We start from the raw sequence: 21,110 nt of genomic DNA, 5'->3' as shown, positions 1-21,110 counted from the left end.
ATCGCGTTCGTGGTCGGGGTGGAGCAGATGTACGAGCTGCTCGCCGTGGCCGCGGGTGGCGATCGGGTCCGGTACGTGTGGGGGTCGTTCTCCGGCGACGTACTTGTCGACCGGGAAGGCCTGGCCGTCGACCGCTCGACCAGGGCCCGGCGGGTGAGTGTCCAGAACTCCTCGTCCGGTGACGAGCGCCCTCTGCGGGCGGCTTCCACGTCGCGTGTTCGGGAGCCTCGTGCGACGGGCACGACCCAGGGCAAGAGTCGTACGGGGTACAACCACAGACACTCCTACGTGTCCAGACTCCTACCGGAGTGGGTCTGGAGATCCGATACAACCCCCTGCGCCACGCCGCCTGGGCCGGGGTGTGGAACGCCGTCGACGGAGACATGCTCACCCTGGCGGCACCTGGTCGGCCCACCCAGAGCGTCACCGTCACGAACCTGGGTAGGCGTGACTCGTTCGTCTACACGGATCTGATTGCAGCCGGCAGTGGAGCGACACGGTTGGAGGCCTGCCTGACGACCCCCGGGCCGCACGATCCGGCCCAGTGCTGCTCGGCGTCGCCTCCCTGACGCGCATACATGCCCGCGTCGGCACTGGAGAGGATCACGTGACGGGGGACATCTGAGCCGGAGCAGACCTGCGGAGCGTTTTCACGGCCAGACTCTCGATGGGACAGGAGCGTGTCCAGCGCCTTGCCGGGTTGGCCGTTGAGTTTGGATGAGGCGCAGTGATCAGTGGTTCCGGGCGTGGTCGATACCAGGTGCCGGGCGATGGGACTCAGGGGCGGGAACCGGCTCGGACGATGGCTGCCACTCCCGCCTGATCAGCCCGTAGACCCAAGAGTCGGAGACCTCGCCGTTGACGACGCAGTCTTCCCGCAACGTCCCTTCACGCACGAAGCCGAGCTTCTCCAGCACGCGGGCAGAAGCAACGTTGCGCGTATCGGCCTCAGCTTGGACGCGATTTAGGTCCAGCGTGTCGAATGCCCACCGCAGCAGAGCGCGCGCGGCCTCGGTCGCGTAACCGTGGCCCCACGCCGCATCGTCGAAGCAGTAGCCAAGCGACGCGCTGCGGTAGTCCGGATTCCACCTGTTCAGGCTGCACCAGCCGATGAACGCCCCGTCGGAGACGCGATCTACGGCCAGCCTCGCCCCGGTGCCCTCCTGTGCCATCCGCCGGCAAGCCGTGATGAACTTCTCGGCGCGCACGCGTTCGCTCCACGGTGGCGCGTCCCAGTAGCGCAGTACGTAGGCGCTGCTGTGCAGTGTGAAGAGGTCGTTGGCATCCGCGTCTTCGAAGGCACGCAGTCGAAGCCGAGCGGTGTGCAACGAGGGGGTGGGCAGCGACGTCGTCATGGTCCGTCCCGTGATCGGTGGCCGATCAATCAGACATCCGATGCCGGTCACTCGCAACGGATTTCCTCGGCAGGCTGACAGAACGACGTGAGTGGGCCGGTGGTGGGTTTGCCGGGCGCTTACGGTCGCGGCCTGGTGAACAGTCCCTGGTCGGTCTCATCGAGGATTCCGCGCCCGCTCAGGCACTTCAGTTTGAAACGAACGTTGTTGATGTTGTTCGGCACGAGGTTCAGGTCCATCGCCTCGCACACGTTCCTCGCCCGTAGTGGACCGACGGCTTCGGCGAACGCGGCCATGATCTGGGAGCGTCTTGCGGGTGATCGTGATGTGCTCGGCGGCTCGGGCGAATCCGTCCGGTAGCGGGGTCAGCTGCGCGATCTGCTCGTGAGCGGTCTCCGCTTCCACTGCGATCTGCCGCCCGCGGACCTCCAGACGTGAAAGCGGGCACCGAGGGTCTGCCGTGGGTCGCCTCTGCGGCGTTCGTAGTCGCTGACCAGCCTGCGGTGCTGCATCAAGATCCCGTTGGTCTGCTCGACTCTCCAGCGGATCGTCGGCTGGAGCAATGCTCAAGACCTGTGGATCGGTGTCGGGGAGGCAACGCGAAGGGCGTACCTTCCCGAATGATCCTGTGATGGTCATCGAGTAGGCCGACGTTGGCACGTCGGTCGGAAAGGCACGCCCGTGCGCACAGAAGTCAGCAGCTACATAGCCGAGTTGACCAGTGAGCTGGTTGGCAGTGGGCGCCGCCCGGTTGTCCGTAATGGCTACCACCGGACCATGTCGGTCGCCACGGCCGCCGGGTCGGTCGAGGTGCGGGCCTCAACGCGCCTGAATGACAAGCGGGTTGAAGAGGTGACCGGGGAGCGCAAGCGGTTCTCCTCGGCGATCCTTCCGCCCTCGGCCAGGAAGTCCCCGAAGGTCGCGGAAGTGCTGCCGCTGATCTACCTGCACGGGTTGTCATCAGGTGACTTCGTGCCCGCGCTGGAGCAGTTCCTCGGCTCCTCGGCCGGCCTCTCGCCTGCCGCGGTAACGCGGCTGACCGCCCGGTGGCAGGCCGACCACACGGCCTTCCAGGACCGTGAACTGTCCACCACGGACTACGTGTATGTCTGGGCAGACGGCGTTCACCTGCGGATACGGCTGGAGGAGGCGAAGGCCGCGGTCTTGGTGTTGATGGGGGTGCGGGCGGACGGCACGAAAGAGGTGATCGCGGTGCCGGACGGATACCGCGAGTCGTCCGAGGCATGGGCGGGACTGCTGCGCGGCTGCGCCCGCCGGGGCAAGCGGGCCCCGGTCCTGGCCGTCGGCAACGGCCCGCTCGACTTCTGGGACGCGCTGAGCGAGGTCATCCCCGACACCCGCCATCAAAGATGCCGGGTCCACAAGACGGCCAACGTTTCGGACGCGCTGCCGAAGTCGGTACAGCCCGCGGCCAAGCGGGCGATCCAGGAGATCCACCACGCCGAGGACAAGGACCACGCGACCAGAGCCGTTCTCGACTTCTCACCGTCCTACCAGGCGAAGTACCTCAAGGTCGTGAAACGGACCACGGACGACGAGGACGAGCTGCCCGCGTTCTTCGCCTTCCCCACCGAGCACTGGATCCACCTGCGGACCACGAACCCGATCGAGTCGCCCTTCGCCACCGTGCGGCTTCGGACCAAGGTCACCAAGGACGCCGGCAGCCGCGCCCCAGAACTTGCCGTGCTCTTCAAAGTCATCGAATCCGCCCGGGCCCGTCGGCGAGCCGTGAACGCGCCCCACCTCGTTGCCCTTGTCCGCGCCGGAGCCCGTTGTGAACACGGTCGCCTCGTTGAGCGCGACGAGCGGGCAGCCTGATGGACACACCCGATCCGATGACCGACGAGGAACTATCCGAGATCGAGGAACTTGCCGGGGCCGCGACTCCCGGCCCCTGGCACGTGCGCCAACTCGACGACGACTTCGCCATGAGCCTCGTCGCCATCAGCACTGTCCCCGACACCGGGACCGGTGAACGCTGGCCAGACTTCGACCACCGCCACATCGTGGCCGCCACCCTGGTCCAGCAGCCACGGTACGTCGACGTCGCGGACGAGCGCTGGGACGAGAACGCCCACTTCGTCGCCAATGCCCGCCAGGACGTTCCCCGCCTGATCGCCGAGATCCGACGTCTCCGCCGCCTCCTCGAATCCACGGATCAGAAGCCCGAGGAAGGCCCACACCAGCCCCACAAAGACACCAGCTTCGCCCACGCGCCAGACCACGCCCAGTCCGGTGAAGCCGGCGGCCCTCCGCCCAGTCCTCGACGCTGATCACCCTTCGCAGGCCCGGCTTGTCGAACCGGGCCTGCGAAGGGTGATCAATTTCAGGCGTCGCTACTCGTCCACGTTTGAGACGTCGTCGACGGGAGTTCTGACGGGGTCTGGGCCGATGAGGAAGTGATCAGTGCAGAGCTGCCGGTATCGCGGTCCGTGAAGCCCGCGAGGAGTGCGAGGCCGAGGCCGGCCGCGGCGAGCGTCGCGCCGACCAGGGCCGGCGAGGCCCAGCCCCAGCCGGCGGAGATGGCCAGGCCGCCGAGCCACGCGCCACCGGCGTTGGCCAGGTTGAAGGCGGAATGGTTGGAGGCCGCGGCCATCGTCGGGGCGTTCTTCGCCTTGGCCATGAGCAGCATCTGCACCGGGGTGGTGACCAGAGCGCCCATCGCGCCCATGAAGGCGAGGGTCACCAGGGCGGGGACGGTGCTGTGGACGGTGAAGTAGAACGCCACGAGCGTCGCACCGAGCAGGAAGAGGCCCCCGTACAACGTCGGGCGCAGGGCCCGGTCGGTGAGCGGACCCGCGATCAGCGTGCCCAGCGTCATTCCGATGCCGTAGAGCGCGAGAACCCACGTCGTCGAGGAATCGGAGAGACCGGTCAAGTGGGTCAGGATCGGCACCAGGTAACTGTAGACAGCGAAGAACCCACCGAATCCCACGACGGCGGTGGCCAGACCCAGAACGACCTGCCGATTACCCATCGCCCGCAGCTCATGCCGGATGCCGGCCTGATTACCGCGAGGCTGGTGAGGAACGAACGCAGCCAACGCGGCCAGCGCGACAAGGCCGATGACGGCGACGGCGCAGTAGGCGTAGCGCCAGCCGAGATGCTGCCCCAGGGCGGTGCCGGCCGGGACACCGACGATGTTGGCGATGGTGAGTCCGAGGAACATCCTCGACACGGCCCGCCCGGCTCGTTCGGGAGCGACCAGCCGGGAGGCCACGACAGCGCCCACACCGAACAGGGCTCCGTGGGGCAGGCCCGCCAGGAACCGTGCGGCGAACAGCAGGCCGAAGTTCGGGGCGAGAGCGGAGGCGACGTTGCCGACCACGAACAGGGCGGACAGCAGGAGCAGGAGCCGTTTGTGAGCGATGCGCGCGCCGATGCCGGTCAGGAGGGGTGCCCCGACGACGACACCGAGCGCGTAGGCGGAGACGAGGTTGCCGGCGTGCGGCACGGACACGCCGACACCGTCGGCGATCTGGGGCAGCAGTCCCATCGTGGCGAACTCGGTCGTACCGATACCGAACGCGACGAGGGCAAGGGCCAGCAGGGCCAGTGGCATGGAGCGCGAGTACCTTTCACGGGCGGCGGTTTGCGTGCGGATGCGGGGGAAATGGGCAGGACCGCGATGCGTCCCGTTCGCCCTGTTTCTGTAGCCTGTCGCGTCGGCCACCGTTGCCCGATGCGCCCCTAAGGGCAGGGAAAGTCTACGAGCGCTATAGCCGCGGCATGCACTCGCGCATTCCAAGATCGGATGACGGGAAGCATGGCCTGCGTCACAGTCGGCCCGTCGGACTGCCGTCGCAGGCGGGGACGGGCCCGCGATCGCTCCGGGTCGGCCGCTCGCCCGGCCGCGAGGTCAAGGTCAGGACGCGGCGCTGACTAGCTGGAGCATCCCCGCCGGTCGGCGGACCGGTGTTCACGCGGGCGTGTTCCCGCTGCTCCGCTCGATCGGGATCCACAGCTGGGAGTGGGTCTCTTCACCGATCTCCACCGGCTGCGTCCGCAGGAGTTCCGGACCTGGCCGGCTTGTGTACGGGTTCGAGGGGAACCACTGCGTGAACACGTCCCGCCACAGTTCCTGGAGCGCGCTCGGATAGGGCCCGTCGTTGTCGAAGACCGCCCAGGTCCCGGCCGGCACGTCGAGGGCGCCGAGTTCCTCGACGGTCGTCTCCGGGCCTGTGGCCACGCCGATCCAGTAGTCCGCCTCGGCGCCCTCCTCCCGACTGTCGGTCAGGTACACCGCTGCCGACAGGATCCCCTCCGGTTCCCGGTCGGCCAGCTCCTTCATCCGTACGATCGCCCGCTCGTCCAGGCTTTCCATGTGCGCCGTGGCGACCGCGTTGGCCCCCTCGTGCACCAGCGGGACCCGGGCCTTCCTGCCGACGATCCGGAACGCCTCCTTCTCCACGATCCGGTACCGCATCGTCGTACTCCCTTCGACGACGACGCGGAAGGACATGCGCGGCTGTGCCGTGAGCAGTGCGCCCGTGCGCCGGGCCTCGCCCGGACCGATGCCGTGCACCGACCGGAACGCCCGGGCGAAGGCCTCGCCCGAGCCGTAGCCGTACCGCACCGCGACATCGAGCAGCGTGCGTTCCCCGGCCAGCACCTCGGCCGCCGCGAGCGTCATCCTCCGGCGCCGCACGTAGACCGGGAGCGGCATCCCGGCAAGGGCGGAGAACAGCCGCCGGAAGTGGTACTCCGACACCGCGGCGATCCGGGCCGCCTCGGCCACGTCGACCTCCTGGTCGAGGCAGGCCTCCAGGTGGTCCAGTGCCTGATTCAGGCGCTCCAGCACGTGTCTCCGTCCCTCTTCCTTGAGTCTCCCCGTGGGAACGAGCACTCGGCTGTGGCAGCTCCTGCGGCCGGGTGCGCTGTGGCGACACATCTGCCGTTCGAGGGGTTCCCGAGCCCGCGAGACCGGCTGCCGATACGGCCGGCCGGGCCGTCTTCAGGTGTAGGTGATTTCGTCGCGCTCGGCCCGACAGAAGCCGTGCGGGAATTGTCGGGCGGGTGGCCTCGGCGTTGGCTGAGGCTTGCGTACATGACTGATGTTAAGGGGATGTGCGAGCCGCGGTTCGCCGCCGTAGAGGAGGCCCTCGCGGCTTCGCTCGGCAAGGACGATGTGGGTGCCTCGGTCGCCGTCCACCTCGACGGCGAGCCGGTGGTCGACCTCTGGGGCGGGTACGCCGACGCGGACCGCACGGTCGCCTGGGAGCGCGACACCCTCACGGGCGTGAACTCGACGACAAAGAACATGACCGCCTTGTGCGCGCTTGTCCTTGCCGATCAGGGACGGCTCGATCTGTCCGCGCCGGTGGCCGCCTACTGGCCCGAGTTCGCCGTGGCGGGCAAGGAGCGTCTGCTGGTGCGTCACGTGCTGTCGCACACCGCGGGGCTGCCGGATCTGTCCGGGCTGACGGCGGTCGAGGACCTCTACGACTGGCAGAGCGTGACGGCAGGGCTGGCCGCGCAGGCCCCCGAATGGGAACCGGGCACGGCCGCCGGGTACCACGCGCTCACCTTCGGGTTCCTGATCGGTGAGATCGTCCGCCGCGTCACCGGCCGTAGCCTCGGCGATTTCTTCGCCGCGGAAGTGGCAAAGCCACTGGGCGCGGACTTCCACATCGGGCTGTCCGCCGACGACGACCACCGCGTCGCACCGCTCATCCCGCCGCCGTCACTGACCGACGAGTTCGCCGCCGGCGCACCGCTCGGACCGGACGGTACCCGTCGGGAGTACACCGGTGCCGCGGTCCGGGTCAGGGATGCCAACTCTGTGGCCTGGCGCCGTGCGCAGATCCCCGCGGTGAACGGCTTCGGCAACGCTCGGTCCGTCGCCCTCGTCCAGTCGGTCCTGGCGAACCGGGGTTCCGCGGGTGGCGTGCGGCTGCTGTCCCCTCAGGGCTGCGAGCCCGCGTGGCATGAGGTGTTCCACGGTGAGGACCGAGTGCTGCGCACGCCGATGTCCTGGACCGTGGGCTTCGGCAAGTTCGGCAACACCTTCGGTTGGGGCGGATGGGGCGGCTCGCTGGTCGCGAGCGACCCTGAATCACGTATGACGGTGGCCTACGTGATGAACCAGATGATCGACCGGGAACAGCAGGAGGACAACCGCGGCATGGAGATCATCATGGCCGCGTACGGCGGACTACGGTGACCATCCGCGGGAGGGGGCACGGACTCCCCCTCCCGCGGGCCGGCGTCGACTCGGCGTTCCTTTTGTCGGCCAGGTCAGGCAGGTCTACGTCCCGGTCTTCCGGCTCGATCACCATGGGGACCCGGTGCCGGAGGATCGAGAAGGCGCCGATCCACCCGACGGTGAAGGCCCGAACCGTCGCGGACGACGAGCGCGACACCCAGATCGCGTTTCGGAAGTTCGGCAACACCGGCCGGGTGGCGCGCAATTCGGTCTCGCAGGACATCGATCGCCTCGACGCGCTTCCCTGGGTCGCCTCCTCCGGCGGCAACTCACACCCCCGAGACCGGAATTGGTCTAGACGAATCTTTCCCAGATCTCTTGACGCCGGCCGACGCAGCCAGCCACGCTTCGTACCGCAGGCAGATGTAAGGAAAGTTTCCGGTTAACTTCACGACCCGCCGTTCGACGGTCTTCCCCTGCCTCACCCTGCCCTGATCACGTCGCACGGCTCTTCCCCACCCGCGCCTCTCCGCCGTGCAACGGGCGTTCAGGGCACCGCAATCCGCGTACCGGCGCGACGCCGTGCGCGGCCTCGCCCCACGGAGGAGCATCCGCATGAGACGTGCGTCGCCGCTCGCCGCACTGACCGCCGCCCTGATGGTCGGCGGCACGGCCATGATCACCATCCCGGCCGCCCACGCGGCCGACAACACCGGTCTGATCGCCTCCTTCGGCATCACCTCCACCTGGGGTGCCGGCTTCGAGGGCGGCTACACGGTCACCAACAAGTCCACCCACACGGTCACTTCGTGGACCATCACCTTCACCCTGCCCGCGACCGAGGCCGTCACCAGTTCGTGGAACGGCACGGTCACCCACAGCGGGACGCAGTACACCATCACCTCCCCCACCTGGGAGGCCCCGCTCGCCCCCGGTGACTCCGCGCCCGTCGTCGGCATGGACTTCAGCTACACCGGCTCGGTCGTCCCGCCGAGCGCCTGCCTGATCAACAACGGCCCCTGCGCCGGCGTCCCCGCCGACACCGTCGCGCCCTCGACGCCCGCCGGACTCGCCGTCCGGGCCACCGGCCCCGGCAGCGTCACGCTGGGCTGGAACGCCTCGACCGACAACGTCGGCGTGGTCGGCTACCGGGTCTACGAGGGCAGCGACGTCATCGCCACCACCTCCGGCACCGGCACCACGTTCAAGGTGATCGGCCTGCTCCCCGGCAGCAGTCACAGCTTCTCGGTGACCGCGCTCGACGACTCCAACAACCAGTCGGCGCACTCCGCGACGCTCACCGCGACCGCGGGCAGCGGCACCACGCCCGGCGTGGCGGCCCCCTTCATCGACCTCGGTGCCTACCCGACGCCGAACCTCACGCAGATCGCCACGAACACCGGGCTGCGTCAGTTCTCGCTCGGGTTCATCACCGCCGGGTCGACCGGCTGCAACGCGAGCTGGTTCAACTCCTTCGACCCGGGCGCGGCCTGGGACCGGGCGGACTTCGACTCGCTGCGCGCGATGGGCGGTGACGTCCGGCCGTCCTTCGGCGGCGCGTCGGGCACCGAACTCGCCCTCGCCTGCACCAGCACGACCGCGCTCCAGGCGCAGTACCAGAAGGTCGTGGACGCCTACGCCCTGGACCGCGTGGACTTCGACATCGAGGGCGCCGCGGCGGTCGACCACGCCTCGATCGACCGGCGCTCGACGGCCGTCGCCGCCGTCCAGGCCGCGCAGCGCGCCAAGGGCCGCGACCTCAAGGTCACGCTCACTCTCCCGGTCCTGCCCAGCGGCCTGACCGCGGACGGCGTCTACATCCTCAACTCCGCCAAGTCGCACAACCTGAACGTCGACACCGTCAACCTGATGGCCATGGACTACGGCGACAGCGCCGCGCCCAACCCCTCCGGGAAGATGGGCACCTACGCCATCCAGGCCGCGACCTCGACCCGCGCCCAGATCGCCTCGGTATGGCCGACCCTCACCACCGCCCAGACCTGGGCCATGGTGGGCCTCACTCCGATGCTCGGTCAGAACGACACCGCCAGCGAGGTGTTCACCGTCGCCGACGCACAGCAGGTCCTCACCTTCGCCAAGCAGAACCACCTCGGCGAACTGGGCTTCTGGGACGTCACCCGCGACGGGAACGCCTGCACCGGCGCCCTGAGCCAGTGCACGAACATCCCGCAGACCCCGTACCAGTTCTCCAAACTCTTCGCGACCTACGCGGGCTGAGCCCACGAGGCCACCTGTGCCCCCGCACAGCAGCTTGTGCGGGCCGAGCCCCGGCTCGACCCGCACGAGTTGGGGACCCTGCGGTGGCCGAGCCCGAGGCATTGCGGGCCGCCCCGAAAGCACCCGCCGCCAAGGAGACCGCCGCCCGCCCTCGTGATCGACATCGAACCCCGGGCGTGGTGGCCGAGTTCCCTGGTCCGAACGGTGCACGGCCCGAACGCCACGGCCTCGACGCGGCCCCGTGTGGCCGCGCCGACTGGGGAGGGCGGGCGCGGTTCGTCACCTGACGTCGACGAAGTCGCCTGTCGCCGTGGCGGGGCCGGTGGTGGGAGTACCGGTGAAGACGTAGCGGAAGTAGCCGTCGGTCTTGGCCTTGACGGTGGTCTTCAGTTTGCCGCCGACGCCGCTGGTGACGGTTTTCAGCGCGGTGTAGACCGAGCTGCCCTTCTTACGGAACTGCAACTGGGCCGGTCGGCCCTGGTAACCGGTGTAGTTGCCGCTCTCCCAGTTCGCGCGGGTCAGCTTTCCGGTGACCGTGATCGTCCTGCCCTTCTTCACGGGTTCGGGTGAGGCGTTGACGGTCACCGTGGCATACCGCTTGACGTCGACCGTTCCGGCGACGTCGGTCTCCGTCCAGTCGTCGGTGGTGTCCTGTGCCCCGGCGAGCACCTTCCAGGTACCGGCGAGGCCGTTGTGGTCGAAGTCCCGCCGGGCGTCCACGGCGAAGCTCACCTTGCAGACGGTGGTGGCCGGGTCGGCCGACGACACCACGCACGTTCCCTCCGGTGGGTACAGCGGCAGGATGCCGTCGGCGTCGTCGGTGTTGGGACCGTGCCACAGGTAGGCCCAGGACGCGGCCACGCCCTCCGGGTCCCGGGCCGTCCACGTGATCGTGACGGTCTTTCTGGTGGTCAGGCCGAGCACGATGTCCTTGCCACCGTTGACCGCGACGTTCGAGAACGTGGTGCCGTCGGCAGCGGCCCTGTCCGCCGCGTGGGCGGTGGCCGGAAGTACCGACGCGGAAAGAGCGACCGTCAGAAAAGTGACGGCGACAGCCGGGCGCATGCGCATGAAGTCCCCCCTTGGGACAATGGGTTCGCCGCCTCCCCGTGTACGACGAAACCTGATGGTGTGTCATCGGTGGCTAGACCCATGAGGGACGGTCCCGGTTGCCCCGTATCTCGAACCAGTGTCCGCATGTCCGTTGTCGACTTCACCGCTGCCGACAACCAGGCCGCGTGGTCGATCAGGAGCTGCTTGCCGGGCGGGGGGGAGAGAACGACCACGGCAGCGGACCATCTCAACGGCTTCCGCGGAGCCCCCCGTCCTCTCCCGCACGCGACCGACGCAGCCGCTCATCGACGCCCTTGCCCCGATCGGCTGCTGCGTGCGCTTACGGCCCACCATCCATCGCTTCAGGAGCCGCAGGAGTCCATTGATGGAGGGCCACACACGGCTGTTCCACCGGCTGTCCAATCGCGGCCGACATCCGCCTTCGACTCCCGTGATCCGCTACCCCGGCCGGCCCTCCTCGGCCTCGCGTGATCACGAACCGGGCGTCGTGCGACTAAGCCAGAACCCCGACCGTGTCATGGTGTCCGTCCTCCCGGTGCTCGCCCCGTTCCTCAACGGCCCTGTCGGCCAGGGCGTTGACGGCCGTGTTGAAGCGTTCCATGGAGGTCGGGACGTCCGCGCCCAGCACGTACTCCTTGAACTCACCACGGTGCACCGCCATCGGATCGTGGCGCGGCTCGCGGACCGAGCGAAGGATCTCTGGCAGCCGGGCGCAGTCGCGGTCAAGGAGATAGGCACCGCCGGCGGTGGTGTAGGCGGCGCGGAAGTCCTCGTCGGGCAGATTCTGGGCGTTGGTCAGAACGTACGGCTTGAGGCTGGCGACGAAGTCGGCGACCACCGAGGAGACATCGCTGATGAGAAGGTCCGCCTGGTTGAAGCATTCGTACAGCGTGGGCAACTGACCGGAGATCACATGATGCCGGACCGGTCCGTGGCTCTCCCAGAAGAGCCGGTGCCACTCGGCGTACAGGGTGTGCCACTCGGCGGTGTCGCCGCGGTCGGGAACTCGCGCGTCGCGGGTCTGCTGCGTGTAGTCGCCGCTGTGCCTTCCGGCCAGCTCGTCGATCCGGGCGCGGATGTCCCGCAGCCGCGGCCCAGCGGCGAGGACGGCCTGCGCCTCCGGTCTCTCGCGGCGCTCGTTGTCGTTGCTCAGCAGCTGGCGGACGGCCCGGTCCGCGGCGGCGGCCTCGGGAGAGCGGCGGCCCGTGAGCGGGTGCGGCTTGTAGATGATCCGTACGTTCTGCGCGAGGAGCTTCTCGACCAGAGGCACGCCCATCGGGATGAGGGAGGTGTGGCAGTCGTCGTCGCTCCAGCCCTCCCAGGTGGGGGCGTACAGCACGACGGGCAGCGGGCCCGGCCTGTGGTCGGCGTGCAGCCGTATCGAGGACAGTTGCGGACGTCCCACTTCGACGATCGCCTCGTCGCTGATGGCGTGCCGCACCCGCTGGTAACGGTCCCGCCCGGCCCGTCCGGCCACCCAGATCTCGTCGTACACCTTGCTGACACGGTTGCTGCTGGCGAGCTTGTCGCTGTCGCCGTGCCCGATGAAGACGTGCTTGGCCTCGGCGACGCGCAACATGTGCACGTTCTTGCCGGCGTTGCCCGGGTACAGGACGACCCGGACGTCCGGCAGTTCCAGCTCGGCCAGGTCATCGGCTTTGGGCACGCACACGACCGGGAGCCGTGTGCGGCTCAGGTACCGGAACGAGGCCTGCTCACGCAGGATGATCAGCGGGCGTCGGTCGAGCTGCTCCAGCGTGTCGATCCACATGTTGACCTGGTACATGAAGTCCCGGGACACAGACGCGAAGCTGAAGTACAGGGCCACCTCGGGCCGGTAGCCCGCCAGTTGCCGGTTGACCTCGGCGATCACCTCGCCCCTTCCCGGCATCCGGCGGGCCCGGCGGAACTCCATCAGCAGGGCCACGACGGCTGCCACTGCCGACCCGGCCGTCAGCGTGTAGCCGATGACCGCCGGAACCCAGGTCCCGGCCGCGAGCGCCACCAGCAGCCCCACGTGGGCAGGCAGGTCCAGGTGCAGCACCTTGCGCAGGAAACGCCGGAAGAGATAGGCGGCCGGCTGCTTCTGGATGCCGGACCCGCTCATGTCGAGGTTGCGCACGGCCACCGGCAGCACCCGCCGCCGACTGATCGCGTGGTGCACCGCCGAGTACAGCATCACCAGCGCGAAATGGGCGCCGAAGACGGCGAGTCCGGCGACCAGCACCCGATCCGGGGCCTCCGTGTGCTCGGCCAGGGCGAGCAGCATCAGCGTTCTGAAGGCGAACCGCAAGGTGCGGTCGACCTCCAGTGCCGCGAGCCTGCGGACAAACCGGGGTGCCCGGACGTGCAAGGCCTCGTCCACGACGTAGCTGACGGCTGACGCGGCGGCAAAGCCCCACAGGGACGGCAGCAGCGCGAAGACAGGCAACGCGGCAAAGCTTGCGGCGAAGAGGAACACCAGCAGCAGGTCGGCCTTCCCCGGCACGCGCAGGACAGCACACAGCCAACGGACCATCTTGGACATGAAATCCCCCCACAGGACCTCCCGCGACGGCGGCGCCGTTGCACGCCGGTTCGACACGGGGAGGAAGTGAAGGGTTGTACATCTGATGGCTTTAAATAGTTCATCTCTGGTTGGCCAGTAGTTTTCGTCCCATCCACTGGCCATGCCCGCTCCGGGCTGTCGCGATCTCGATGAACGATCGGATCAACGGGTTGGTGTCGGCCTCGTTCCACACCGCGACCACCCGGCTGGGCGCCATGTCGGTCGGCGGGACCACCGGGTCCTCGCGCGGCTCGCCGCCGCTCCAGTACGACTGCCGCGCCGGGTCGGTTCAATGCGGGAGCTGGAACCAGCGACGATAGGCGAGGTCAGCCAGCCGCAGCCGGCCTCGGCGGGCGGGCGGATCATCGGCGCGCAGGACCACACCCACCGGATCGGTACGCAACTCCCGCACGGTCAGGGCGGTTTCGTCGAACGGCGCCCGCGTCAGGGCGACGTCGACCGGTCCGGCGCGCAGGCCGCAGGTCGGGTCGGTCAGGTCCGTATCCCGGATACGGATGTCGCTGCCGGGACGGCTTCGACGACAAGCGGCCGCCGGCCTGCTCGCTGCCCGATCAGTGCCGTCGCCCAGGATGCCGACGGTGAGGGTCGCGACGCCGACCGGCGAGCGGTGGAACAGCAGAGCGCCGACCTCGGTCTCCAGCTGCTTGATCGCCCGGCTCAACGGCGGCCGGCTCATGTGTACAGGGGTGTCACCGTGCCGTCGGCCCCTCTCCGCCCACCGCATCGGTCAGCGCGGTCCGCGCCAGATCTCGTAGCCACATGTGCGCGGGTTCGGTGTCGTAACGCTGATGCCACGACAGGTACACCGGGGCCGGTGGAAGGTCGAGCGGGAGAGGGAGCAGGACCATGCCGAGATCCGTGGCGGCCGAACGCGCCGTGGATTCGGGGGCGGTGATGACGAGATCGGATGCCCGCGCGAATTCGAACGCGGCGCTTTCCGTAGGCGCGGTGACCACCACACGTCGCGTGAGATCGAGGCGCGCGAGGGCGTCGTCGAGGATGTTTCCGAGCCTGCCGCGCCGCGAGACGCTGACGTGCTCCGCCGCGGCGTACCGCGCGGCGGTGACGGTCTTGACGCGGGTGAGCGGATGCCCCCGCCGCACGACGACGACCTGCTGGGTCTCGGCCACCCGATCGGCGTGGATCTCGGGTGCGGTCGGGCGGTCGGCGTTCGCGGCGAGGTCGACCTCACCGCGGCGCAGCTCAGGTGTGTCGATGCTCGATTCCGCGATGAAGCGCAACCGCACGCCGGGCGCCTGCTCGCGCACGGCGGCCAGAAGCGCGGGCCCGCTGAGGGCGACAAGCGCGTCGTGCCAGCGGAGCGTGAAGGTGCGTTCGAGTGTCGCGAGGTCGAGTTCACGGCTCGGCGCCAGCACGCCCTGGACCTGCTGGAGCAGGTCGTGCACCTGTTCCCGGACGGCGATCGCGTACGGCGTCGGGGTCATCGTGCGTCCGGTGCGCACCAGGATCTGATCCCCCGTCGTACGCCGGATCCGGCCGAGGCTGCGGCTCATCGCGGGGGCGGTGACGTGCAGGCGGTCGGCGGCGCCGGCCACGCTGCCCTCCTCCAGGAGAGCGTCTAGCGCGGCGAGCAGATTCAGATCCAATTGCATGGGAGTCATCCTAGGCGTGCTTTACATGCACTTGATGTTAATCATGGCCTCTCCTACCGTCGAACTGCGGGCGCGGACGAACCAGGTTCTCGCCCGGTCGACCTCAATCCCCTTGCTCAGATGGGAGTACCGCCATGCCCGAATCGATGCGGAACACCGGCGATGCCACAGCCGCCGACTCCGCCGTCACCTCCGACGCCGGCCTGCTCGCACAGACCGAGCTCGCCGTACGCACGGCGAGTGCGGCTCTGCGGGACCGCTTCGGGGACGTGGTCCCCTACCGGACCCGCGACGAGCTGATGCGTGCGCTCGCCGCCAACGACGACTCGGTCCTCGACGTCCTGCGCCCGCGTCTCACCGCCCTGCGTCCGGACGCCCGCTGGGTGGAGGAGGAGTTGGCGGGCGGCGCCCTCCCGGCAGGCGAATGGTGGGTGGTGGACCCGGCCGAAGGCAACGTCAACCACCTGCACGGCCTGCCGGAGTGGGCGGTGACCGCGACCCTCGTACGCGACAACCGGCCGGTGCTCACCGTGGTCCACCTGCCGATGACCGGCGAGACGTACACCGCGCTCGCGGGCGCCGGCGCTCACCTCGACGGCCGGCCGCTGCGCGTGTCCCGGACCCCGGAACTCGGTCTGAGCATCGTGGCCACGAGCCAGGCCAGGCCGGACGAGGACGAGAAGGTCGTGCGGCGCGTCGGCGCGTCGATCACCGAGATGCTCGTTGCGGCGCTCGTGGTGCGGACATCCGTGCCCGCCACCCTGCACCTGCTGAACGTGGCCGCCGGCCGGATCGAGGCCTTCTGGCAGTTCGCCGGAGCCCGCGCGGACCTGCTTCCGGGGGCTCTGCTCGTCACCGAGGCCGGCGGACGGATCTCCGACGTCGAGGGCCGCCCTTGGACTCCGGAGAGCGAGAGTTTCCTGGCCGCCACACCCGACGTGCACGCCGATGCGGTCGCCGCGCTCTCCCGTTGAGCGCTGAGCACTGAGCGCTGAGCGCTGAGCGCTGAGCGCTTTCGAGAAACAGAATGACCAGGAGGACCAGTTCAGCATGAGTGACATCACCGTTCTTGGCGGCGGCCGCGTCGGCGGCAGCCTGGCCACCGCCCTCAGCCGGGCCGGGCACGAGGTGACCGTGGCGACCCGTTCGCCGGGCGCCGTCGCGGACGCCGTACGAACAGCGCGCATCGTCATCAACGCCACACCGGGCGCCGGCTCGCTGGAGAGACTCGCCGCACTGCGCGCGGAGCTGCGGGGCAAGATCCTCGTGGACGTCTCCAACGCCACCGTCGACGGACCGGACGGACTGCCCGCCGACCTGCTCTACCCCGGCTCGAGTCTCGCGGAGCAGCTCCAGGAGGCACTGCCCGAGACGTCCGTCGTCAAGACGCTCAACACGATGCTTCACTCGGTGATGACCGCGCCCGCCGCACTCGCTCAGACGCCCACCGCTTTTCTCTCCGGCACCGACCCGGAGGCCAAGCAGATCGTGCGCGGGCTTCTCCTTGACCTCGGCTGGCAGCAGGAGTGGATCACGGACCTCGGCGGGATCGAGACCTCCCGGGCTGTCGAGTCCGCGATCCTCTTCGTACCGCACGTGATCCGGTCCAGCGGATTCGCGCCCTTCGCGATCTCGATCGCCCGCTGATCCACGCGCGGTGCCGCACGCGATGATCAGGCGTGCTCGCGCTCGGCCCGTTGCCTGATCAGTTCCTCGACCGCGCTCGGCAGGGTCGTCTCGAAGTCGATCAGCTTCACCCACGTCGGCGTCACCACGATCCGGACCATGCCGTCGTAGAGCGAGCGGATCTCGGCCTCCCATTCGACCCGCTGCTCGGGCGTCATCTCGTAGGAGCCGTTCATCCGCAGGTACTCCTCCGGGATGCCGTCCACGACATCCAGCTCCGCCCGACCGCGGATCAGCAGGATCCTGGGCGGGTGCACCTCGGTGTCGATCGTCAGCGCGACCATGGGGTTCTCCCGCAGAGCCGGGAGCTTCGGGGCGTTCTTCGTCGTACACATGACGATCTCCGAGCCGTTCCAGGTGAACGCGATCGGAATGTTCCGGGGTGTGCCGTCCTTGGCCGTGTACGCCAGCCGGGCCACGTCACGTGCCAGCAGTTCCCGGCTGATCGGCCGGTCCAGAATCTCGGTGATCTCACTCGCTCGCACAATCGTCCTCCGGGGAAGGGGAAGTCGTCGCCATCTGCCCCAGGGACGGAGCGGTCACAGCGATCTCGACATCCACCGGCCCTGAATCGCCTCAGCACCGCCGATGCTTTCGCCGCGGCAATTCGACCGTGGGGCGGCCCCAACCACCGCCGAGCCCCGCGCAACCAGTACGAGGGACTCCGCGCAGAGCTTCCCCTCTCCCCCGGGAACGGCCGGACGCCCCGTGCAGCGGTTGCGCATGGCGTCGCCGGCCGCGGGGCCCGCGGTGAAGACGTGGGCGGCACTGTCGTCGAGTCGACGGCCGCCTGTTGCAGGTGACGCGGCAGCTGCTGATCGAAGCCGGGTTGCTGAAATCCGGTCCCGGCACGCCCGCCTTGACCGGTCTGCCGAGCGCCATGAACCAGGTGATCAGCTCGGTCGGGTCCTGGCCGTCGTGGACGCGTGCCGCCGAGCCGGCTTCCAGCTCCATGAGGGCGGCCGCGTGGTCCACCGCAGGTGTGATGCGGACGCCCCCTCCGTGGGAGTCGTCGGTGTGTGCACCGCGCCGGGAACGGGACGGAGCCGGTGACAACCACGGGTGCCGAGCGCGAAGGTGTTCGCATGGTGCTGCGCTATCGGACCAACGGTCCGGAGTTCGACTTCCCGCCCTTCACCGGTCTGCCGCCGGTCCGTTACGTGCTCGCGTCGACCCCCCGGTGCGGCAGCAACATGCTCGCCCGCGCCCTGTGGCACACCGGGCTGGCCGGGTTCGCCGAGGACTACTTCGCCGACGCCTTCGTGCTGGACTACTTCGAGCGGTGGGGATTCGACTCCGACGATCCGCAGGAGCTGGCGGCGGGCTACGTACGGCAGTTGATGACGTACCGGACCAGCCCCAACGGCGTGTTCGGGCTGCGGATCCACGCGGGGCACCTCGCCGGCCTGGAGGTCGACCCGTACGACATCCTCCAGGCACCCCGGTACATCTGGATCCAACGCAGGGACCGTTTGCGGCAGGCCGTGTCGTACACCATGGCCGAGCAGACCGGTGTCTGGATCCTGGACGGGACCTTTCTGCCTGAGGGGAGCTCGCGCGCCGCTCCCCGGTACAGCTATGAGGACATCCGCCGCCATCTGCGGATGCTCGACCGCGACGCGTCGGTCTGGGAGGACTACTTCGGACGGCACGGTGTCGTCCCGCAGACCGTCGTCTACGAGGACATGGTCGCGGACTACGAGGCAGGTCTGCTGGCATGCCTGGACTTCCTCGGTGTCGGCGCGCCCGCATCCGTGCCGGCTCCGGGGATCAGGCGTCAGGCCGACGAGTTGACGGAACGGTGGGTCGAGAGGTTCCTACGGGATCGTCGTGCTGAGCGGCCAGCGTCGTAGGCGGTACGGCGTCCACCAGAAGTAGCGCCCGGCGCGATGGACCAGGTTCTCGCGCAGGTGACGCTCCAGAACCCGCTCCGTCGACGCCGACGCGACCACGGGGACGCCGTCCAGCAGCCTCTGGAACGCCGTGCTCCGGGGGGCGTTGACGACCAGGCGTCGGAAGGAGCCCCAGCGGTGGTCGCGGATCTCCAGGAATCCGGGGCCGCGGCGGTAGCCGCACTTCGCGATGTGGAACGAGTCGCGCCACTCGGTGACCACGTGGTCTTCGTTATCCTGTCCCGTGGAGCTGCGCAAGACGGCTGCTGGGGGATGCAGGTGGCTCAGCGCGCGCCAGTGGGCGGGGTCCGGCATGCGCAGTGTCCAGTCCACCGCGATGCCGTGGCTGGTGAGTTCCCGGACGAGGAGGAGGACCGCGACCGCGGACACGCCGTCCGGATCGGTGAGGTCCACGGGCTCGTGCACCTGGACGAACTGGACGCCGGCGGAGGCGAGTTGGGCGACGGCGTCCACCGGATCGTCCGGCGGTCGCTCGAGGGTGCCGTAGTAGATGTCCGGCAGACACATGGCGGCCGGATCGCGGTCCCTCCACAGGGTCAGCTCCGGGCTCATCGGGTGTCTCCTGCGGCCGGGGCCGTCAGAGCAGGGACGAGCGACGCGCCGTCCCCGTGCAGTCCGGCGCCGTCGAGCCGCAGCAGGTCCTGGTTGGCCACCGCGGGCGCGACCTGCACGTACTGGCCGCCCTCGGCGAAGACCAGGCCGAGGGCGCGCCAGCGCGCCAGCAGTCCGGCGACGCGCTCGTCCGTCACCTCCCCGGCCGACTCCCCTGCGGCCGCGCACCGGGCAGCCGCCTTGCGCAGCAGCGCCGCCGGACTGTGCGGTGTGTCGAGCAGCCGGAACACCGTCACTTCGAACGGGTCGGTGAGGTCGAGGAGCCGCCAGGAGAAGTCCGGCCGGGTGTCGACCAGGACGATGTGTGTGCCGAGGTCGCAGTGGGTCAGGCGGCTGCGCGGATACGCCCGCGTCCAGTCGGCGACGGCCGTGCGCAGGCGGTCCAGGCATGGGCCGGCGATGCCCTGGTGCGGTGAGTCGAAGATGTACACCAGGTCGGCGAGTTCAGCCTCCGGCAGGTCGTAGATGTGGTGGTAGTGCGAGGCGGGGCGCAGGTCGCCGAAGCCCAGTTCCGGGCGGTCGAAGTAGGGGCTGAACCGCTCGACCTTCAGGCGGGTGGAGTTGGCCGGCGGGCCGAGATGGTGCAGTGCGGGCAGCTGGTCGACGATCTCGTCGTAGTCCTGTTCGGTCTCCCCCGGGAAGCCGTAGAGGTAGTTCCAGCTGAGGTTGACGCCGACGGTCTCCGCGTCCCGCAGCAGCCGTACGTTCTGGCAGCCGCTCACCCCCTTGTCCATCAGCTTCAGCACCCGGCTGCTGAGGCTCTCCACGCCGGGCTGCACATAGCTGACTCCGGCCGCGAACAGCGTCGCCAGCTGGTCGCGCCGCAGGTTCGACTTGATCTCGTAGCACAGCCGCAGGTCGTACCCGCTCTCCTGGAGGAGCGGGGCCATGGAGTTGAGGTAGGCCATGTCGAGGATGTTGTCGGTGACCCACACGTCGAGTACGCGGTGGAGCTCGACGAGGCCGAGGATCTCGTCCACGAACCGCCGCGGGTCCTTGCTGCGGAACTCCATGAACGAGCCGTTGAGGCCGCAGAACGTGCAGTGGTGCTTCTCGCCCCACCAGCAGCCGCGCGAGGCCTCCACCACCAGTCGCGGCTCCACCCAGCCGCCCGCGGTGGACCGCGCGTGCCGCTCGAAGTAGTCGCCGTAGTCGGGGGTGACGAGTGCTCCCGGGGGCAGCGGGGCGGCGTCCATGGGATGGGCCACGGACAGGCCGTCCGGGTCGCGGCGGCACAGGCCGGGGATGGTGGCCAGGTCGGCGGCGTCGCCGTCGCGGAGCGCGGCGAGCAGCCGTGGGAACGCGATCTCTCCTTCGCCGCGCACCACGAAGTCGACGTACGGGAAGTTGCGGTGCAGCGCGGCGCCCTGCGGGCCGTCGCAGTTCGCGCCGCCGAAGACGGTGGTGGTGCTCGGCGACAGTTCCTTGACCACCCGGGCCGCCGCGAGGGCCGCCGCGTTCTGCGCGAACGTGGTGGTGAAGCCGACCACGTCCGGTGCCGTGGCGGCGATCTTGGCGGCTGTCTCCCTGACGAACAGCGGCGCGAGTTCGTGCAGTTCGCGCGCCTTGGCCAGCATGTGCTCCGGCATCTTCTCGCCGAAGTGCTCCGTGAACTCGGCGACCCGCCAACGGGGTTGACCGTTGAGCGCGGCCGAGAAGATCCACTCGCTGTGCCCGGAGAAGTACGAGGTCGCGCAGAAGTCGTACTCCTCGAAGCCGTATTCCGTACGAGCGGACACCCAGTCGGCGAAGTCGAGGTTGGCGTGCACCACTTCGACGTCCGCGGCGCCGTCGGGGAAGACGTCGAGGATGCGGCGTTTGAGAATGCCGAGGGCGAGGGACGGTGCGTCAAGGGACGACCACGGCATGTCCACCAACACGATG

At 69.1% G+C, this 21,110-nt stretch carries 17 protein-coding genes and 2 pseudogenes; 8 read left to right on the top strand and 11 right to left on the bottom strand.

The annotated features are described in order from the left end of the window. Positions 1-239 precede the first annotated feature (239 nt). A pseudogene (locus OG714_RS51090) lies at positions 240-569 on the top strand (DUF2690 domain-containing protein); the annotation flags it as partial. Between the two features lie 162 nt (positions 570-731). Here the strand turns inward: OG714_RS51090 and OG714_RS51085 are convergent. Beyond that, positions 732-1,355: a GNAT family N-acetyltransferase gene (locus OG714_RS51085; RefSeq protein WP_406132221.1), complete on the bottom strand. Its 624-nt coding sequence runs from the start codon at positions 1,353-1,355 to the stop codon at positions 732-734. Positions 1,356-1,474: 119 nt separating this feature from the next. Further along, a complete protein-coding gene (locus tag OG714_RS51080) occupies positions 1,475-1,651 on the bottom strand; it encodes a hypothetical protein (RefSeq protein ID WP_406131337.1) in 177 nt (58 codons plus the stop codon). Positions 1,652-2,036: 385 nt separating this feature from the next. On the opposite strand from OG714_RS51080, the gene OG714_RS51075 reads away from it, so the two are divergent. Both OG714_RS51075 and OG714_RS51070 read left to right on the top strand, forming a co-directional pair. Further along, on the top strand, positions 2,037-3,194 hold the full coding sequence (locus tag OG714_RS51075) for an IS256 family transposase (RefSeq protein ID WP_406131336.1): 1,158 nt from the start codon (positions 2,037-2,039) through the stop codon (positions 3,192-3,194). After that, on the top strand, positions 3,194-3,649 hold the full coding sequence (locus OG714_RS51070; protein ID WP_406131335.1) for a hypothetical protein: 456 nt from the start codon (positions 3,194-3,196) through the stop codon (positions 3,647-3,649). The genes OG714_RS51075 and OG714_RS51070 overlap by 1 nt, the downstream gene beginning before the upstream one ends. Before the next feature lie 53 nt (positions 3,650-3,702). On the opposite strand, the gene OG714_RS51065 is transcribed toward OG714_RS51070, so the two are convergent. Next, positions 3,703-4,938 carry an MFS transporter gene (locus tag OG714_RS51065; protein ID WP_406131334.1) on the bottom strand — a complete coding sequence of 412 codons (1,236 nt, stop codon included), beginning with the start codon at positions 4,936-4,938 and terminating at the stop codon, positions 3,703-3,705. Between the two features lie 357 nt (positions 4,939-5,295). After that, on the bottom strand, positions 5,296-6,177 hold the full coding sequence (locus tag OG714_RS51060; protein ID WP_406131333.1) for a GyrI-like domain-containing protein: 882 nt from the start codon (positions 6,175-6,177) through the stop codon (positions 5,296-5,298). 246 nt (positions 6,178-6,423) lie between these two features. On the opposite strand from OG714_RS51060, the gene OG714_RS51055 reads away from it, so the two are divergent. Together OG714_RS51055 and OG714_RS51050 are read left to right on the top strand one after the other, a co-directional pair. Beyond that, the gene (locus OG714_RS51055) at positions 6,424-7,539 is read left to right on the top strand and encodes a serine hydrolase domain-containing protein (RefSeq protein WP_406131332.1); all 1,116 of its coding nucleotides are present in this window, start codon (positions 6,424-6,426) and stop codon (positions 7,537-7,539) included. A 597-nt stretch (positions 7,540-8,136) separates the two neighbouring features. After that, positions 8,137-9,759 (top strand): cellulose binding domain-containing protein, encoded by a 1,623-nt coding sequence (locus OG714_RS51050; protein ID WP_406131331.1) that lies wholly within the window; start codon positions 8,137-8,139, stop codon positions 9,757-9,759. A gap of 279 nt (positions 9,760-10,038) precedes the next feature. Here OG714_RS51050 and OG714_RS51045 read toward each other — a convergent pair whose 3' ends face one another. The 4 genes and pseudogenes from OG714_RS51045 to OG714_RS51030 form a co-directional block, all read right to left on the bottom strand. Further along, the gene (locus tag OG714_RS51045; protein ID WP_406131330.1) at positions 10,039-10,830 is read right to left on the bottom strand and encodes a hypothetical protein; all 792 of its coding nucleotides are present in this window, start codon (positions 10,828-10,830) and stop codon (positions 10,039-10,041) included. 496 nt (positions 10,831-11,326) lie between these two features. Next, positions 11,327-13,360, bottom strand: coding sequence for a hypothetical protein (locus OG714_RS51040; protein ID WP_406131329.1), 2,034 nt, complete (start codon positions 13,358-13,360; stop codon positions 11,327-11,329). A gap of 100 nt (positions 13,361-13,460) precedes the next feature. Then, positions 13,461-14,126 (bottom strand): annotated as a pseudogene (locus OG714_RS51035) (LysR family transcriptional regulator). Next, entirely contained in the window at positions 14,092-15,015 is a 924-nt protein-coding gene (locus OG714_RS51030) for a LysR family transcriptional regulator (protein ID WP_406131328.1), read from the bottom strand. The pseudogene OG714_RS51035 and the gene OG714_RS51030 overlap by 35 nt, the downstream one beginning before the upstream one ends. 134 nt (positions 15,016-15,149) lie before the next feature. On the opposite strand from OG714_RS51030, the gene OG714_RS51025 reads away from it, so the two are divergent. Continuing rightward, positions 15,150-15,989, top strand: coding sequence for an inositol monophosphatase family protein (locus OG714_RS51025; RefSeq protein WP_406131327.1), 840 nt, complete (start codon positions 15,150-15,152; stop codon positions 15,987-15,989). 76 nt (positions 15,990-16,065) lie between these two features. Then, positions 16,066-16,662: an NADPH-dependent F420 reductase gene (locus tag OG714_RS51020; protein ID WP_406131326.1), complete on the top strand. Its 597-nt coding sequence runs from the start codon at positions 16,066-16,068 to the stop codon at positions 16,660-16,662. A gap of 26 nt (positions 16,663-16,688) precedes the next feature. Here the strand turns inward: OG714_RS51020 and OG714_RS51015 are convergent, their stop codons facing one another. Continuing rightward, on the bottom strand, positions 16,689-17,186 hold the full coding sequence (locus tag OG714_RS51015; protein ID WP_406131325.1) for a pyridoxamine 5'-phosphate oxidase family protein: 498 nt from the start codon (positions 17,184-17,186) through the stop codon (positions 16,689-16,691). 600 nt (positions 17,187-17,786) lie between these two features. Between OG714_RS51015 and OG714_RS51010 the strand changes: the two genes are divergently transcribed. Further along, entirely contained in the window at positions 17,787-18,554 is a 768-nt protein-coding gene (locus OG714_RS51010; protein ID WP_406131324.1) for a Stf0 family sulfotransferase, read from the top strand. Here the strand turns inward: OG714_RS51010 and OG714_RS51005 are convergent. Next, a complete protein-coding gene (locus tag OG714_RS51005) occupies positions 18,519-19,166 on the bottom strand; it encodes a DUF5825 family protein (protein WP_406131323.1) in 648 nt (215 codons plus the stop codon). The genes OG714_RS51010 and OG714_RS51005 overlap by 36 nt on opposite strands. After that, on the bottom strand, positions 19,163-21,106 hold the full coding sequence (locus tag OG714_RS51000; RefSeq protein WP_406132220.1) for a RiPP maturation radical SAM C-methyltransferase: 1,944 nt from the start codon (positions 21,104-21,106) through the stop codon (positions 19,163-19,165). Before OG714_RS51000 ends, OG714_RS51005 begins: the two co-directional genes overlap by 4 nt. Positions 21,107-21,110: the final 4 nt, after the last annotated feature.

The sequence above is a fragment of the Streptomyces sp. NBC_00989 genome (assembly GCF_045162655.1).
Lineage (GTDB): Bacteria > Actinomycetota > Actinomycetes > Streptomycetales > Streptomycetaceae > Streptomyces.
The sequence above is the reverse complement of the archived record's forward strand: the minus strand, read 5'-3'. Positions and strand labels throughout refer to the sequence as shown.